Source organism: Geminicoccus sp. (assembly GCF_036263595.1).
GTDB lineage: Bacteria > Pseudomonadota > Alphaproteobacteria > Geminicoccales > Geminicoccaceae > Geminicoccus.
This window is the reverse complement of the sequence record NZ_DATAGQ010000173.1, coordinates 25689-40920: the sequence shown is the minus strand read 5'-3', so window position 1 is coordinate 40920 and position 15232 is coordinate 25689. Positions and strand designations below refer to the sequence as shown.

Below are 15232 nucleotides of genomic sequence, written 5' to 3'. Positions count from 1 at the left end.
CAGGTCGAAGTCGGGGTAGGTGGGCGCGCCGTCCGGCTTCCTGAAGTCCGACGACAACGCGACCCTGAACTTGCCTGCCATCACTTGCCTCCCTTGGTCGCCTCGGCGCACCCCGCCCGCAGCCCGTCGATGCCGGCCTTCAATGCCGCCTGGTAGGTCCAGACATCGCCGGAATAGCAGAGGAAGTCGAAGCCCTTGCCGCGATACTCCACCCCCGTCGCCACGTCCGGCACGAGCCGCCCCAGCCGCTTGCCGTGCTTGCGGCAGGCCTGTGCCACCGTCTCGATCGCATCCAGGAATGTCTTGGACTGGAACTGGCCGGGCTCGCCCAGCGAACAGGACAGGTCGAAATGGCCGACCCACAGGCAGTCGATCCCGTCCGTGCCGGCAATCGCATCGGCGTTGGCGACACCTTCCTTGGTCTCGATCTGCGCGAACACAGCCGAGCGCTCGTTCTGCGCCGCCAGCTTCGCCAGCACCTCGCCGCCCTTGTAGGCATCGTGCGCGATGCCGAGTGCTACGCCGCGGTTGCCCTTGGGCACATACTTCACGCTGTCGACGATGAAGCGTGCCTCCTCCGGCGTGGACACCATCGGCAGCATGATGCCCTCCGCCCCCATGTCGAGCGCGCGGGCGATGTGCTGGTACTCGCGCGACGGCACCCGGACGATAGTAGGCAGTCTGGCCGCCTCGAAATAGCGGATCGCCGCCTTGACGGTCTCGAAGCCGAAGCCGGAATGCTCGCAGTCGAACAGGACGAAATCGCAGCCGGCATTCTTCAGGATGTGGCCGATGCCTGGCGTGGCGAACTCGACGATGAAGTGGCCGAACTTGGGCTCGGTCGATCCGGACATCTCACGCAGGGAAGGTCCGCTCATCGGGCGGCCCCGCCTGCCGGCTTGGCGTTCTCCTTGAGGTCCAGGAGGTGCACGGTCGAACTGGCGATCAAGGGTCCCGATCCTTCCTTGAAGGTGAGGTAGTGCGGCGTGGTGACGTGGTAGTCGAACGCGGCACGGTCGTCGTAGATCTCGTAGAGGACGATGCGCTCCGGATCCTCGGGCGTCGTTGCGATGTCGAAGCGTCGGCAGCCCGGCTCGTCCGTCACCGAGGCATGGGCATTGGCGGCGATCAGCGGTTCGAAGGCGGCAGCGCTTCCGGGTTTGAGCCGGAACTCCACCAGCACCACCAGCCCGTCGCTCATCTCTTCTTTCCCTTCTTGTCGGTGTGCCAGTAGAGGTCCGCGACCTCGGCCAGGTGGTCCGCCATGGCACGCGCCGCCGCGTCCTCGTCATGGGCCGCCACGGCCTGGTAGATCCGCTCATGCGCCGCATAGGCGACCTCGAAGGCACGCTTGCTCGTGAGCGTCACGCGCCGCTGCTCGGTCAGCCAGCCTACCAGCGCGTCGTGAAGCGCGGTGAAGATCGGGTTCCGCGGGATCTCCGCCAGGAGGAAGTGAAAGGCTACATCGGTGCGTGCGAAGGCGACCGGGTCCCCCAGCTGCGCCCGGTTGTCGTCCAGCGCCGCCTTGAGCGCCTGGATCTGCGCCGGTGTCGCCAGCTCCGCCGCTTGCCGCGCGATCGCCGTCTCGAACAGCGCCCGGGCACCTTGGAAGTGCCGGACGTTCTCCGGGTCGGCCAGCATGCGGCGTACCGGCAGCGTCATCTGCGCCACCACGTCGGCGGCATTGGGCGAGGCGACCCGTGCCCGCTCGCCATTGCGCCGCTCGATCAGCCCGCGCTGCTGCAACGACAGGAGCGCCTCGCGCACCGCCGGGCGCCCGACGCCATAGCGCGACATCAGCTCCCGCTCGGACGGCAGGCTCTCGCCCGGCGCCACGGCACCCGCCGTGATCGCCGCCTCGATCCGGGCGGCCACCTCCTCGTGCAGCCGCCGCGTCCGGATCGGCGATCCGTGCAGTGTCTCGTCCTCGCGCGTAGTGTCGGCGACCGGCCCGCTCACCACGTTCTACCTCCCTTGAGGCCAGCTTCGGCTCCCTTCGGGGTCATGCCGGCTCGGCCTCTTCGTTGGTATGATTGTGAGCCTGTCATACCAGCATCGTCAACCTCTTGACGATGCGGCCCGGGAAGGTTCGGGTGCGCCCCGTACCCAGACGAGGAGAGCGCCCCCATGGCGAAGCGCATGAATCTCGGCTTCGACGTGTCCTACATCGCCATGGACGGCCGCTGGCGGATGCCCGGCTCCTGGCCGGGCGGGCTGAGCTTTCCCGACGTGGAGATGTACGAGGACATCGCAAGGCTTTGCGAGCGCGGCTGCTTCGACATGGTGTTCTCCGGGGAGGGCACCGGCATTCCCAGCACCTGGAAGGACTCGATCGACACGGCGGTCGAGTGGGGCATGACATTTCCCCGCCAGGACCTGAACCCGCTCATGGTCGCGATGTCCCGGGTCACCAAGCATGTCGGCTACGGCATCACCTATGCGTCGACCTTCATGCATCCCTACTACATCGCGCGGCTCATGAACTCGCTCGACCACATCACGAACGGCCGCATGGCGCTGAACGTGGTCACCTCCACCCGGCTGGCCGACGCCCAGAATTTCGGCTTCGACCAGTTGATGGAGCACGGCGCCCGCTACGACCGGATGGACGAGTTCATCGACGTCTGCCTCAAGCTCTGGGACAGCGTCGCCCCCGATGCGATGATCTGGGACCGGGAAACCGGCCGTGTCGCCGATCCCACGAAGGTCCGCCCGATCGACCATGTCGGCCGCTTCTTCAAGGTAAAGGGTCCCCTCAACACGCCGCCCTCGCCACAAGGACGCCCGGTGCTGGTCCAGGCCGGCGGCTCGCCGCGCGGGCTCAAGACCGCTGCCGGCTTCGTCGATATCGCGTTTGGCGAGAACATGGCCGTTCATGCCCAGGTGAAGCAGCGCGCCGCCCTGGACGACGCCCTCCGCGCGCACGGCCGCGATCCCGGAACGGTCGGCATCATGTGGCAAAAGCCGCTCGTGGTCGCCGAGACGGGTGCCGAGGCCAGGCGCCGCAGGGAAGGGCTCCTGACCATGTTCCCGCCCGAAGGCGTGGGCGTCTACCTTTCCCACAATTCCGGCTTCGACTTCTCCAAGATCCCAGAGCGCTTCACGCTGAAGGAACTGAACGACCAGATCGCGGCGACCCAGGCGACACCAGCCGGCCCCGTCGCCATCATGTCCCACAAATATGGCGCCACCACCGAGATGACCCGCGACGAGTTCTTCCGCGAGGCCATGCGCTATGCCAGCCATTACGACCTGACCTTCGCCGGCGACGGCAAGGAGGTCGCCGACCACCTGGAGGAAGTCTTCGAGGCCACCGGCAGCCGCGGCGGCTTCATGATCGGCCACCCGATCTCCATGCCAGGGGACCTCCAGGACATGGTCGCCTACCTGATCCCCGAGCTGCAGCGCCGCGGCCGTCACCGCACCGCGTACCGCGGTCGGACCCTGCGCGAGACGATGAAGGACGTGGACGACTAGGGATCGCTGCGGAGGCTGCCAAGGAACCGCGCCGCGTCCATCTGGATCGCCACGGTCCGCGCCGTGCTCATCCTGTCCAGCGACCGGTAGGCCAGTTGCAGGCGCGGATTGTTCTTCAGCCTGGTCCGGTGGGACAGCAGGAAGTTCCAGTAGAGATAGTTGAACGGGCAGGCCTTCGGGCCGCTCTTCGCCTTCACGTCGTAGCGGCACGACCGGCAATAGTCGGACATCCGGTCGACATAGGCGCCGCCGGCCGCATACGGCTTGCTGCCGAGATAGCCGCCATCGGCGAACAGGATCATGCCGCTGACATTGGGCAGTTCGACCCACTCATACGCGTCGGCATAGACCACGAGGTACCACTCGTTGACCTGGCGGGGATCGAGCCCCGCCAGGAGAGCGAAATTGCCCAGCACCATCAGCCGCTGGATGTGGTGGGCGTAGGCGCTCTCTTTCGTCTCGGCGATGCACTGCCGAAGGCAGTTCATGTCGGTTTCGCCGCTCCAGTAGAACCAGGGCAGCGGCCGGGTCGCCGCCAGAAAGTTCAGGGCCGCGTAGCCCGGCATCTTCAGCCAGTAGATCCCGCGGACATATTCCCGCCAGCCCAGGATCTGGCGGATGAAGCCCTCTACGGCGTTCAGCGGCGCCTGCCCATGCCAGTAGCGCTGCTCGGCCGCCCGCACGACCTCCAAAGGATCGAGCAGGCCGCAGTTCAGGTAGAAGCTGAGATGCGCATGGTACATCCATGGCTGCCCCTGCATCATGTTGTCCTGGAAGTCGCCGAACAACGGCAGGCGTTGCTCCAGGAAGTCCGCCAGCACCTGCAGCGCCTGGTCGCGCGTCACGGCGAAACGGAACGGCAGGAGGTCGCCGAAATGCCCGCCGAAGCGGCTGCGGACGAGGTCGATGACCTCGAGCGTCGTGGCATCGGGCTCGATCATGGTCGGCGGGGGGATCAGCAGGCCGCCATCGGCCAGCGCCTTGCGGTTCTCGACATCGTAGTTCCAGCGTCCGCCTTCCGGCTGGTCGCCTGCCATCAGGACCCGGTGCTTGCGCCGCATCTCGCGGTAGAAGAACTCCATCCGCAGGACGCGCCGCCCGGCTGCCCAGGCTTGGAACTCCTCGATCCCGCAAAGGAAGCGGTCGTCCTTGCGGATCTCGACCGGGACGCCCAGCCGCTCCGGCCATGTCGCCATGTCCGCCAGGACCCGGTGCTCGCCCGGCATGGTGACCACGACCTTCCCGGCCGGGAAGGCGGCCAGCGCCCGCTCGACCTCGCCGCGGAACGAGCCGCTGTTGCCGGGTTCGTCCAGCCGCACGTAGCGCACCCGGCAACCGGTTTCAGCGAGCGCTGCCGCAAAGTGGCGCATCGCCGAGAACAGGAAGGCGATCTTCTTCTGGTGGTGGCGGACATAGGTCGCCTCTTCCTGCACCTCGCACATCAGCACGAGGTCCTCGGCCAAAGCGAGGCCGGAGAGGCTGGAGATGCGCTGGCTCAGCTGGTCGCCCAGGACGAGCCGGAGGACGGCCATGCCGATGTGCCCGGAAGCGTCAGCGGGTCCAGCCGGGCAGGGCGGCCCGGCTGGCGGAAGGTGGGGTCCCGGCGCCTATGGCCGGATGATGCAGTCCGTCGTGCCGTCGACCGTCTGGAAGGTGGCTTCGCTGCCCTCCATCCAGAACTCGTCGGCCGACTGTTTGTACTTGGCCCCGCGCTCGGACATCACGCTGTGCAGGACGACGTCCTTGCCCTCCGTGATGATGTGGACGTCGGACAGTCCTTCATAGGTCGCGCGCAGGACCTTGCCGTTGTCGCAGTCATAGGTGACCGTGGTCCCGGACGGCGGCACGTGCCGGTTCGGGCCCTCGATCTTGCCGCCGCAGGCAGCCAGCGCCAGCGTGCCGGCCACCGCGAGAACGGCTGGCCTCATGGGACCTGCGCCCCCGTCACCGAGACATGCACCGCGTAGAGCGAGGTGGTCCCGCAGATATAGAGCCGGTTCTTCTTGAACCCGCCAAAGGTGACGTTCGCCACGACTTCCGGCACCAGGATCTTGCCGAGCAGCTGGCCGCTCGGCGCAAAGCAATGGACGCCGTCGCCGGCCGAGCTCCAGACCCGTCCGTCCGTGTCCAGGCGGAACCCGTCGAACAGCCCGGCATCGCATTCGGCGAACACGCGCGAGTTGGACAGCTTGCCGTCCCCGCTCACGTCGAACGCCCGGATGTGGCGCGGACCCTCGGGATCGTGCGACGCGCCGGTGTCCGCGACGTAGAGGATCTTCTCGTCCGGCGAGAAGGCGATCCCGTTCGGCTTCACGAAGTCGGTGGCCACGGCCTCCAGCTTGTTGGACGAGGGATCGAAGCGGAACACATGGCATCCGCCATATTCCGGCTCCGCCTTCCAGCCTTCGAGATCCGACAGGATCCCGTAGGACGGGTCGGTGAACCAGATCGTGCCGTCCGACTTCACCACCACGTCATTCGGCGAGTTCAGCTTCTTGCCGTTGTAGCTGTCGGCGATGACCGTAATCCTGCCGTCGAGCTCGGTGCGCGTGACCCTTCTCGCGCCATGCTCGCACGACACGAGCCGGCCCTGCAGGTCGCGAGTATGCCCGTTCGTGTTGTTGGCGGGCTGACGGTAGACCGAGATGGTGCCTTCCAAACCGGTGAAGTCCGGCACGAAGCGCATGATCCGGTCGTTCGGAATGTCCGAGAACAGGAGGAAGTTGCCGTCCCGGAAGAAGACCGGGCCTTCGGCCCAGGCAGCGCCCGTCCAGAGCTTCCTGACCCGCGCGTTGCCGCTGATCAGATGGCCGAAGCTCTTGTCGAGCACGAGATACTCGCTCACTACGTCAACCTCCCCGTCGTCTTCGGACGGATGCTAGTCGGGTTCGGGGCGATGGGGAATCCGGAAAGGGAGCCGGCCACCTGCCGGCCGGCAGGTGGCGCGTCGTCAGGATCCCGAGCTCGGTTCCGTCGCGGAGGGCTGCGGCACGAGTTCCCGGTCCAGCGGCTGCAGCCGCCATTTCTGGGCATGTTCCAGCCTGGCGGTCAGGCGCGCCCGCTGGGTCGCCTGCTCCAGCGTCGGCCGGTAGCCGGGCCGGGCGAGGTTGTTCGTCTCCAGCGGGTCCTTGAGGAGGTCGTACATCTCCCATTGGTCCGGCACGTTGCCGTCGCCGTCATAATAGCGGGCGAGCTTCCAGCGTCCCTCGCGAATCGAGACGATCCGGTTGGGCGGGGCCACCAGCTGGGCGACGTTCTGCCCGGCGCGGATGTCGTCATAGGTGAACAGCACATGGTCCTGCGGTGCCGGCCCATGGGGATGGCGCAGGAGGTGCGAGTAGTCGACGCCTTCCCAGATGCGCCGCTGGATGGCGCCGGCGAAGCCCGCCATGGTCGGCAGGAAGTCGACATGGCTGACCAGGGCCTCGCTGCGCAGCGGCTTGGGGTAGAGCCGCGGGTTCGAGTAGACGAGCGGTACGCGCAGCGCCTCCTCGTAGAAGTTGAACATCTTCTGCCGCATGCCGCCATGGGCCAAGCCCATCTCGCCATGGTCGGAGGTGCGGATCACCAGCGTGTCGTCGACCAAGCCCTCCTTGTGCAGGACCTCCATCATGCGCAGCAGGTAGGCGTCCACGCGCTTGAGCAGGTTGCCGTAGAAGTTCAGGTAGGCGAGACGCTGCTCCTTGTTCCTCAGGACGCCGATGCCCGCCGCCAGGGCTACCAGCAACTGCCGCTGGGCCGTGGGCTTGGTCCTCAGATCCTCGTCCCAGGTCTTGGGCAGCTCGATGTCGCCCTCCAGCCACTTCTCCGAATGGTAGCCGCCTTCCTGCCAGGTGCGCGGGTAGGAGAGCACGTCGTGCGGGTTGACCAGTGAGACGACCAGGAAGAAGGGCTGCCGGTGCCTGGCCCGATCGCGCAGGTAGTCGAGCACGCCCTCCTGCTCGGCGCCCCGGTCGGTCTGGCCGGTCATGTAGCGATGGTCGTTATTGGCGTAGCCGCCGCCGAACTGGGTGAGGTCCTGGTTCTCGCCCGCATCGGGCGCCGTCCAGCGCTGGAAACCGTAGATGCCGACGTCGCGCGGCCGCCAGGCCAGCTCGGCTTCCTCCTCCGTCTGCGGGTTGGAGAGCGGCTTCGAGATGTGCCACTTGCCCTTGTAGACGACCTCGTAGCCGACCTTTTCCATGACGGTCGCGAGGTTCGGCACGTTGCGGGGCAGCACGTGCTCCATGTTGGAATAGTCGGTGCCGAAGGTGAGGGTGTCGGTCACCTGGTGCTGGGCCGGATAGAGCCCGGTGAACAGGCTGGCGCGGCTGGGCGAGCACATGCAGGACGAGCAGAACGCCCGGTCGAAGGTCAGGCCGTTGCGCTGGAGGAGCTGCAGGCCTGGCAGGTTCTCCTTCGCCCAGCCCGGCGGGAAATGCTGGATCGCCCGCTCCTGGTCGGTGATGAACAGGATGACGTTCATCGGGCGGTCCCGGTGCGACGCCTGGCTGGTGCCCATGGTCATGATCGCCGGTGCAGCCACCGAGGCTGTCCGCAAGACATCGCGACGCTTCATGCTTCCCTCGCCTGGAGCGTCTTCTCCTTCCCCGGCGGCGGGTCGAGCGCTCCTCCATGGAAGCACTGACCCGTTCTAATACAGCCGTCAAGCTGTCAATTTTAACTAATTGCTACAGATCCGGCGAGTAACGACCGCCGTTCCCAGCCAGCCCGCCAGTAAACCCGCAACGACTCACATCATTGTCCCGGATATGTCATACTGTCCGATCGTGGCGACCGGATGGCGGACGGGTGCCGTGCGCGTGTTGTTTTGCATGAACGAACCCGAGGACCCATGCTGATTCAGAGGCTTGCATGAATCTGGGATCGTCAGCCGCGGACGTCGACGACCGTTCCTCGACCGGCGCTCTCATAGGCGGCCTCGACCAGCCTCAGCGTCTTCAGATCGTCCCGCCCCGAGGTCTGCGGCTCCCGGCCGCTCCGCAGGCAGTCGACCCAGTGCTGCTGGATCGCCCGCACGCTCTCCTGGATGTTGTGCCAGGGCCGCTGCGCCCAGGGCAGCAGGATAGGCGACGCGTCCACGACCTGGGTGCCGCCCTGGCCATGCACCGTCAGCTGGTAGCCCTCGGTGAGCCGGATCGAGCCCTCGTCGCCGTCGACCTCCATCAGCGTCTGCGGGAACGGCTCCACCGCCAGCCTGGTCGCATAGGAGCAGTCAACGATGCTGGTGGCGTCGCCATGCCCGAGCAGCATGGTCGCGACGTCCTCGCCCTTGATCCGTGGGTTGATGCGCATGGTGCGGCAGGCGAGGGAGGTGGCGTCGCCCATGATGAACCGGGCAATGTCCAGGATATGGATGCCCAGGTCCTCGATGATGAAGCGCTGGCCCTGGGCCAAGTAGGGCTGCCCCGAGAACACGTCGAAGCCGGAGCGGAACGAGAACCGGCCGAAGAAGGGTCTGCCGATCAGGCCCTTGTCGATCTGCGCGCGGACCAGCTGGATCGGCGTCTGCCAGCGAAAGTTCTCATGCACCATCAAGGGCGGGCCTGCCGCCTCGCAGGCCCGCACCATCGCCTCCGCGTCCCCCATCGAGAGCGCGAACGGCTTTTGGCAGATCACCGCCAGGCCGCGCGACGCCGCCATCTCGACCAGCATCCGGTGGGTGGGCGCCGTGGTCGCGATGTCCACGAAGTCGAGCTGTTCGCCTGCCAGCATCTGGCCGGCATCCTGGTAGCGCTTGGCAATGCCGAACCGCTCGCCGGTAGCGTCGAGCCGGCCCCGGTCCCGGTCGCAGATCGCGACGATGTCCACGCCCTCGATGTCCGCCCAGCCATGCATCTGGTTCTGCGCGAAGAACCCGCAGCCGATCAGCGCTCCCCGGATGGTCGCCATGGGCCGGCTCCCTCAGGTGATCCGCCGGATGCTTTCCATGATCTCCTCGGGCTCGAACACGCGCTTCCAGTCGTCCTTCATCAGTGCTGGCTTGCCGAACTGGATCGCCTTGTTGCAGGCGTCCGAGAACACGCCATCCACTTCCTTGAAGATCACCGAGCCCAGCACGTTCATGTGGCCGAGCAGGAAGTCGCGGGCCGCCTCGGCCGGCACGCCGCGCGCGACCGCCTCGTCCATGGCCTCGCGCATGACGTCCAGCAAGGTGGCGCAGACCGTCTCGGACAGGCCGGGCTCCAGGATCGCCATCTGCTCGACCGTCACCCGGTGCGAGCGCATCACCGGCTTCCAGATCGTCCGCGCGACCTGCTCGCCGACCGCATAATGCTCTTCGGGCCCCTGCATCAGCGCGTTGACGATGTGCTGCTTGGCCGCGACGCCCCCGAAATGGTCGCGCTGGGCGGCCGGATCGGTCTCGTCGTTGAAGATCGGGGGATGGCAGGGATGGGTGACGAAGTAGGTGATGTCGTCCCGCTTGGGCAGGTGGCCGGCATGCGGTGCGGCGGCATCCAGGATGATGACAATCGTCCCGGGCGCCAGCTTGTCCACGATGCCGCCCGCGACCTTGCCGATCAGCGTGTCCGGTACGGCCAGGATGACGACATCCGCGCCAGTCAGCGCCTTCTCCGGCTCTACAGCCCCGACATCCAGCTCGTCCCGCAGCCTTGCCTTGCCGGCCTCGCTGACCTCGACATGGCGCACGTCGTAGGCGGAGCCGACCAGGTTGCGTCCGAGACGCATGCCCATCTTCCCGCCGGCACCGAATAGCGCGATCGATGTCATTCGCTCTGACCTTCCATGACCATCAGGTTTCCAGGCCGCGGGATCTATGGTGCGGTGACATGGCAAGTCAATCGTGCCGTCCGGTGAAGGCCGAGAAGCCCCTTGTGCCAAATCGGCAGCACTCGGGTGTTCCCGCGCAACAGGCTGGCTTCCCTTCCGCCGAGGTGCGCTGCACTGTCGGTGCCTGATGGTTCGTTGGGGGGACATCATGGCGAAAGAAGCCGATAAGTCCGGCGTGCGATATGTCGATGTCGATCAAGGCTATTTCGACAAACGGACACTGCGCCGCTATGCGGGTGTCTGGTCGCTCTGGGCCCTGGGCGTAGGTGCGGTGATCTCCGGTCACTATTCCGGCTGGAACCTGGGCCTGGCAATCGGAGGCTGGGGCGGCCTCCTGGTGGCGACCTTGCTGATCATGGTGATGTATCTGGGTCTCACCTACAGCATTGCCGAGATGAGCCCGGCACTGCCGCACACGGGCGGCGCCTATTCGTTCGCCCGTACCGCCCTGGGACCGTGGGCAGGCTTTGCCACCGGTCTTTCCGAGAACGTCGAGTACGTGCTCACCCCGGCCGTGATCGTGTTCTTCATCGGCTCCTACATGACCGGCATCTTCGAGACGCCGGCGTCATTCCAGCCGATCTGGTGGATCGCCTTCTATGCGCTCTTCCTCTGGCTGAACATCGTGGGCGTGGAGCTGTCGTTCCGGGTCACGCTGATCGTGACGCTCGCCGCCCTGGCCGTCCTCATCATCTTCTGGATCGCCGCGTTCCCGTCGATCGACTTCAATCGCTGGGCGCTCAACATCGGCCCGGACGGGGCCGAGCTTCCCGAGGGCAACGGCCCCTTCCTGCCGCACGGCCTCGTCGGTGCGCTGGCAGCCATGCCCTTTGCCGTCTGGCTGTTCCTGGCGATCGAGCAGTTGCCCCTGGCAGCAGAAGAGAGCCATGATCCCAAGCGCGACATGCCCAAGGGCATCCTGGCCGGCATCTTCACCCTGATCGTCTCGGCGTTCATGATCCTCTGGCTGAACCCCTCCGTGGCCGGCGTGGGTTCGTTCGCGCTCGGCAGCTCAGGCGAGCCGCTTTTGGACGGTTTCCGCGCCCTGTTCGGGTCGGACATCGCCAAGATCCTGGCGCTCGTCGCGGTGATCGGCCTGATCGCCAGTTTCCACACGATCATCTTCGCCAAGGGCCGCCAGATCTATTCTTTGTCGCGCGCCGGCTACTTCCCTCGCGCGCTCTCGGTGACCCATGGCACACGCAAGACCCCGCACGTCGCGATGCTGACGGGCGCCATCGTGGCCCTGCTGGTGATGATGGTGGTTTGGTTCGGCGTGGGCGAGGAACGGGGTGCTGCCATCATCGGCGGCACGCTGCTCAACATGGCGGTGTTCGGCGCGATGTTTTCCTACATCATGCAGGCTTTGTCCTTCATCTACCTGCGCAAGAAGCTGCCGAACATCGAGCGCCCGTTCCGCAGCCCACTGGGCGTGCCGGGTGCTTGGCTGACCGTGATCATCGCCGCCGTCACCATCTGCTTTCAGCTGTCCGACCCGGTCTATCGCGTGGGCGTGATCGCGGTGGCCGTCTGGTTCGTGATCGGCATCCTCTACTTCCTTCTCTACGCCCGCCACCGCATGGTCCTCTCGCCGGAGGAGCAGTTTGCGATGGGGCATCGAAGCGCGCATTGATCCGTGGCGGGAGACCTTCGGGTCCCCCGCCACGGATCATGATGGACAGGCGGGACCCACCAATGGACGAGGCATTGATCCGATCAGCGGCCGAGCATGTTTCGGCCACGCGCCTTGGCCAAGGGCGCCTCGGGCCTCTTCCCGGTCTGGCGGCAGCCGATCTGGACGCCGCCTATCGCATCCAGCAACGCTCGAACGTCCGCCTGTCCGACAGCCTTGGACCCGTCACCGGCTATAAGATCGGAGCCACTGCGCTGCACATGCAGCGTTATCTCGGGGTGGCCGAACCGGTCTTCGGCGAGATCTTCGCGACAACGCTGCTCGCTCATCCCGCGCGTCTCCAACTGGGCCGCTTCACACGGCTCGGTATTGAGACGGAGATCGCGGTCACGCTCGCGCGGGATCTTCGCCCGGACGATGCCCCCTTCGAGCGTGCGGGGCTCGCCCGGTGCGTGGCGTCGGTGCATGCGGCCATCGAGCTGGTGGACGACCGCTATGCCGACTTCTCGGCCGTCGGCGCCGCCACCCTGGCCGCCGACAATTTCTTCGGCACCGGGCTCGTCCTGGGGACGGCGCATGGGCTTGCGGAAATCGGCCCACTGGACCAGCTGGCCGCCCGCACGATCCTGGACGGAGAGGAGGTCGGAGCCGGCCGCAGCGATGCGCTGCTCGGTCATCCGCTCGACGCGCTGGCCTGGTTTGCGAACCGCCGCGCACGTCTCGGGCTGGCTGTGCCGAACGGCTCGGTGGTCACGCTCGGATCCATCACGCCGGTGTTCTGGCTGGACCGCCCCATGGCCGTGCGCATCGAGATCGAGCATCTGGGTGCGGTGGACGTGGACGTCACGGGGGCGTAACCGGAGCGCCCGTGTTCAAAGGAATCTCCAGGATGCAGACGCGCAGCAAGGCCGCGGCCGACCAACTCGCGTTTGTGGTCGGCTGCGGCTGCCTGGTTGCGATGCTGACCTTCGGCGCCCGGGCAGGCTTCGGCCTGTTCCTCGAGCCGATGTCGCGGGACGTAGGCTTCGGCCGTGAGGAGTTTTCTGTCGCCATCGGCGTTCAGAACATTTTGTGGGGGATCGGCCAGCCGATCGCCGGCGCCCTGGCGGACCGGTTCGGGACGCGCAAGGTGCTGATCGGCGGCTCGCTGATCTACGCACTCGGCTTTGCGATGATGGCCCAGGCGGCCACGCCCTTCATGCTCTACCTCAGCACCGGCGTGCTGATCGGCATCGGCGGTGCAGGGGCAAGCTTCGCGCTCATTATGGCGGCGGTCGGCCGGATGGTGCCTGATGCCCGCCGTTCCTGGGCGCTTGGGATTGTCGTCGCCTCGAGTTCGCTCGGCCAGTTCCTGATCAGTCCGCTCTCCCAGGCCGCAATCCTGGCCTATGGCTGGCAAACCGCGCTGCTGCTCCTGGCCGGCCTGGTCCTGCTCGTCATCCCGCTGGCCACACCCTATGCGCACAAGGCCGCCACGGCTCCGGCGCCAGGCGAGACGCTCGGCCGTGCCCTCAAGGATGCCGCGCGTCACCGGAGCTATTGGCTGCTGACGGCCGGGTTTTTCGTGTGTGGCTTCCACGTAGCCTTCATCCAGACCCATCTGCCGGCCTACGTGATGGATTCAGGCGTTGCTCCCTGGGTCGGCGGCTGGGCCATCGCTTTGGTGGGTCTAGGCAACATCGTCGGCAGCTACACGGCCGGCGTTCTGGGCGGGAAGATGCCCAAGCGGTGGATCCTGTCGTTCATCTATGTTGGCCGCGCCGTGATCATCGCCATCTATGTGGCGTTTCCGCCGACTGCGACGACCACCCTCGTCTTCGCCCTCGTGATGGGCCTGCTCTGGCTTTCGACGGTGCCTCCAACGTCCGGTCTGGTCGCCGTCATGTTCGGCCCGCGCTACATGGGCACGCTGTTCGGGATCGTGTTCCTGAGCCACCAGGTAGGCGCCCTGATCGGCGTGTGGATGGGTGGCTGGTGGTTCGACCAGACCGGCAGCTACGGGCTTGTGTGGATCGTCATGATCCTGCTCGGCATCCTCGCCGCGCTGGTCCACCTGCCGATCGTCGAGACGCCGGCGCGGGCAGCTAAACCGCTGGCAACGACCTGATCCCGAAGTTCATATGAGCGCGGCCGTTGCTACTCGTGTACCCGGCGCTAAAACTTGATCCAGGCTTAGCAAGGGAGGTCCGCCTGATGGCGACCAAGAAGATTGACCGACGTGGCATCGTAGCCGGTGCCGGGTTGGCCACCGCTGGCATCGCCGCTGCAGCGTCGAGCTTTCCGAAACCGGCGGTTGCGCAGAACACACCGGAGCTGAAGTGGCGGCTCACCTCGAGCTTTCCCAAGTCGCTCGACACGATCTATGGCGCGGCCGAGGTCTTCGCTAACGCATTGCAGGCGGCGACGGATGGGAAGTTCCAGGTCCAGGTATTCGCAGCCGGTGAAATCGTCCCGGGCCTCCAGGCCGCGGATGCCGTCACCAACGACACCGTCGAGATGTGCCACACCTGCTCGTACTATTATTTCGGCAAGGACCCGACCTTCGCCTTCGGTACGGCCGTGCCGTTCGGCTTGAACAGCCGCCAGCAGAACGCCTGGATGTATGATGGCGGCGGCATCGACTTGATGAACGAGTTCTACGCTCCCTACAACTTCGTGGGCCTGCCCGGCGGAAACACCGGCTGCCAGATGGGAGGCTGGTTCCGCAATGAGGTGAAGACGGTCGCCGACATCGAAGGCCTGAAGATGCGTATCGCCGGCATCGCAGGCCAGGTGCTCGCCAAGCTGGGCGCGGTGCCGCAGCAGATCGCCGGCGGCGACATCTACCCTGCCCTGGAGAAGGGCACGATCGATGCCGCCGAGTGGGTCGGTCCTTACGACGACGAGAAGCTCGGTTTCTACAAGGTTGCTAAGTACTACTACTATCCCGGCTGGTGGGAAGGCGGCCCGATGCTGCACTTCTTCATCAACAAGGCGAAGTGGGAGCAACTGCCGGAAAGCTACAAGGCCGCAGTCACCAGTGCTGCAGCTCTTGCCAACGTCGTGACTCAGGCCCGCTACGACGCCCGGAACCCGAAGGCGCTCAGGACGCTCGTGGCCAATGGCGCCCAACTCCGCCCGTACAGCCCTGAAATCATGCAGGCCTGCTGGCAGGCAGCACAGCAGGTCTATGCCGAGATCAGCGAGAAGAACCCGGCGTTCAAGAAGGTGTACGACGCGATGAACGCCTTCAAGAACGAAGAGTATTTGTGGTTCCAGGTCGCCGAGTACGCATTCGACACGTTCCAGATTCGCGCGCGCTCGCAGAAGAGCTGAACAGCGCCAGCTAGA

At 66.0% G+C, this 15232-nt stretch carries 14 protein-coding genes; 5 read left to right on the top strand and 9 right to left on the bottom strand.

Annotated features, from left to right (window positions below; genetic code table 11):
- Positions 1-80 precede the first annotated feature (80 nt).
- From VHL31_RS18710 to VHL31_RS18700, 3 genes are read right to left on the bottom strand one after another with little or no spacing between them, the layout of a single operon-like run.
- Complete coding sequence (locus tag VHL31_RS18710; protein WP_329662759.1) at positions 81-878, bottom strand: HpcH/HpaI aldolase family protein; 798 nt, start codon at positions 876-878, stop codon at positions 81-83.
- Complete coding sequence (locus VHL31_RS18705; RefSeq protein WP_329662758.1) at positions 875-1201, bottom strand: putative quinol monooxygenase; 327 nt, start codon at positions 1199-1201, stop codon at positions 875-877. Before VHL31_RS18705 ends, VHL31_RS18710 begins: the two co-directional genes overlap by 4 nt.
- Entirely contained in the window at positions 1198-1959 is a 762-nt protein-coding gene (locus tag VHL31_RS18700; protein WP_329662757.1) for an FCD domain-containing protein, read from the bottom strand. The genes VHL31_RS18705 and VHL31_RS18700 overlap by 4 nt, the downstream gene beginning before the upstream one ends.
- 168 nt (positions 1960-2127) lie before the next feature.
- Here VHL31_RS18700 and VHL31_RS18695 point away from each other — a divergent pair, with 168 nt between their 5' ends.
- On the top strand, positions 2128-3477 hold the full coding sequence (locus VHL31_RS18695) for an NtaA/DmoA family FMN-dependent monooxygenase (RefSeq protein WP_329662756.1): 1350 nt from the start codon (positions 2128-2130) through the stop codon (positions 3475-3477).
- Here the strand turns inward: VHL31_RS18695 and VHL31_RS18690 are convergent.
- The 6 genes from VHL31_RS18690 to VHL31_RS18665 form a co-directional block, all read right to left on the bottom strand.
- Entirely contained in the window at positions 3474-5009 is a 1536-nt protein-coding gene (locus VHL31_RS18690) for a cryptochrome/photolyase family protein (RefSeq protein WP_329662755.1), read from the bottom strand. The two genes, VHL31_RS18695 and VHL31_RS18690, sit on opposite strands and share 4 nt — an antisense overlap.
- 75 nt (positions 5010-5084) lie before the next feature.
- Positions 5085-5405 carry an MliC family protein gene (locus VHL31_RS18685; protein ID WP_329662754.1) on the bottom strand — a complete coding sequence of 107 codons (321 nt, stop codon included), beginning with the start codon at positions 5403-5405 and terminating at the stop codon, positions 5085-5087.
- On the bottom strand, positions 5402-6322 hold the full coding sequence (locus VHL31_RS18680) for an SMP-30/gluconolactonase/LRE family protein (RefSeq protein WP_329662753.1): 921 nt from the start codon (positions 6320-6322) through the stop codon (positions 5402-5404). Before VHL31_RS18680 ends, VHL31_RS18685 begins: the two co-directional genes overlap by 4 nt.
- Positions 6323-6427: 105 nt before the next feature.
- Entirely contained in the window at positions 6428-8035 is a 1608-nt protein-coding gene (locus VHL31_RS18675; protein WP_329662752.1) for a sulfatase-like hydrolase/transferase, read from the bottom strand.
- A gap of 311 nt (positions 8036-8346) precedes the next feature.
- Complete coding sequence (locus tag VHL31_RS18670) at positions 8347-9369, bottom strand: Gfo/Idh/MocA family oxidoreductase (protein WP_329662751.1); 1023 nt, start codon at positions 9367-9369, stop codon at positions 8347-8349.
- 12 nt (positions 9370-9381) lie between these two features.
- The gene (locus VHL31_RS18665; protein WP_329662750.1) at positions 9382-10209 is read right to left on the bottom strand and encodes a phosphogluconate dehydrogenase C-terminal domain-containing protein; all 828 of its coding nucleotides are present in this window, start codon (positions 10207-10209) and stop codon (positions 9382-9384) included.
- A gap of 208 nt (positions 10210-10417) precedes the next feature.
- On the opposite strand from VHL31_RS18665, the gene VHL31_RS18660 reads away from it, so the two are divergent.
- The 4 genes from VHL31_RS18660 to VHL31_RS18645 all read left to right on the top strand — a co-directional run bounded on the left by VHL31_RS18660 (position 10418) and on the right by VHL31_RS18645 (position 15217).
- A complete protein-coding gene (locus VHL31_RS18660; RefSeq protein WP_329662749.1) occupies positions 10418-11902 on the top strand; it encodes an amino acid permease in 1485 nt (494 codons plus the stop codon).
- Between the two features lie 62 nt (positions 11903-11964).
- Entirely contained in the window at positions 11965-12759 is a 795-nt protein-coding gene (locus VHL31_RS18655) for a 2-keto-4-pentenoate hydratase (RefSeq protein WP_329662748.1), read from the top strand.
- 32 nt (positions 12760-12791) lie between these two features.
- A complete protein-coding gene (locus VHL31_RS18650; protein WP_329662747.1) occupies positions 12792-14009 on the top strand; it encodes an MFS transporter in 1218 nt (405 codons plus the stop codon).
- 86 nt (positions 14010-14095) lie between these two features.
- A complete protein-coding gene (locus VHL31_RS18645) occupies positions 14096-15217 on the top strand; it encodes a TRAP transporter substrate-binding protein (protein ID WP_329662746.1) in 1122 nt (373 codons plus the stop codon).
- The last annotated feature ends 15 nt before the right edge of the window (positions 15218-15232 follow it).

What these genes read in the sequence shown, in the direction of transcription:
- VHL31_RS18645 (WP_329662746.1), top strand. Translation starts at nt 14,096, where the DNA reads ATGGCGACCAAGAAGATTGACCGACGTGGCATCGTAGCCGGTGCCGGG.
- VHL31_RS18670 (WP_329662751.1), bottom strand. Translation starts at nt 9,369, where the DNA reads ATGGCGACCATCCGGGGAGCGCTGATCGGCTGCGGGTTCTTCGCGCAG.
- VHL31_RS18665 (WP_329662750.1), bottom strand. Translation starts at nt 10,209, where the DNA reads ATGACATCGATCGCGCTATTCGGTGCCGGCGGGAAGATGGGCATGCGT.
- VHL31_RS18660 (WP_329662749.1), top strand. Translation starts at nt 10,418, where the DNA reads ATGGCGAAAGAAGCCGATAAGTCCGGCGTGCGATATGTCGATGTCGAT.
- VHL31_RS18685 (WP_329662754.1), bottom strand. Translation starts at nt 5,405, where the DNA reads ATGAGGCCAGCCGTTCTCGCGGTGGCCGGCACGCTGGCGCTGGCTGCC.
- VHL31_RS18710 (WP_329662759.1), bottom strand. Translation starts at nt 878, where the DNA reads ATGAGCGGACCTTCCCTGCGTGAGATGTCCGGATCGACCGAGCCCAAG.
- VHL31_RS18690 (WP_329662755.1), bottom strand. Translation starts at nt 5,009, where the DNA reads ATGGCCGTCCTCCGGCTCGTCCTGGGCGACCAGCTGAGCCAGCGCATC.
- VHL31_RS18650 (WP_329662747.1), top strand. Translation starts at nt 12,792, where the DNA reads ATGCAGACGCGCAGCAAGGCCGCGGCCGACCAACTCGCGTTTGTGGTC.
- VHL31_RS18655 (WP_329662748.1), top strand. Translation starts at nt 11,965, where the DNA reads ATGGACGAGGCATTGATCCGATCAGCGGCCGAGCATGTTTCGGCCACG.
- VHL31_RS18675 (WP_329662752.1), bottom strand. Translation starts at nt 8,035, where the DNA reads ATGAAGCGTCGCGATGTCTTGCGGACAGCCTCGGTGGCTGCACCGGCG.
- VHL31_RS18695 (WP_329662756.1), top strand. Translation starts at nt 2,128, where the DNA reads ATGGCGAAGCGCATGAATCTCGGCTTCGACGTGTCCTACATCGCCATG.
- VHL31_RS18705 (WP_329662758.1), bottom strand. Translation starts at nt 1,201, where the DNA reads ATGAGCGACGGGCTGGTGGTGCTGGTGGAGTTCCGGCTCAAACCCGGA.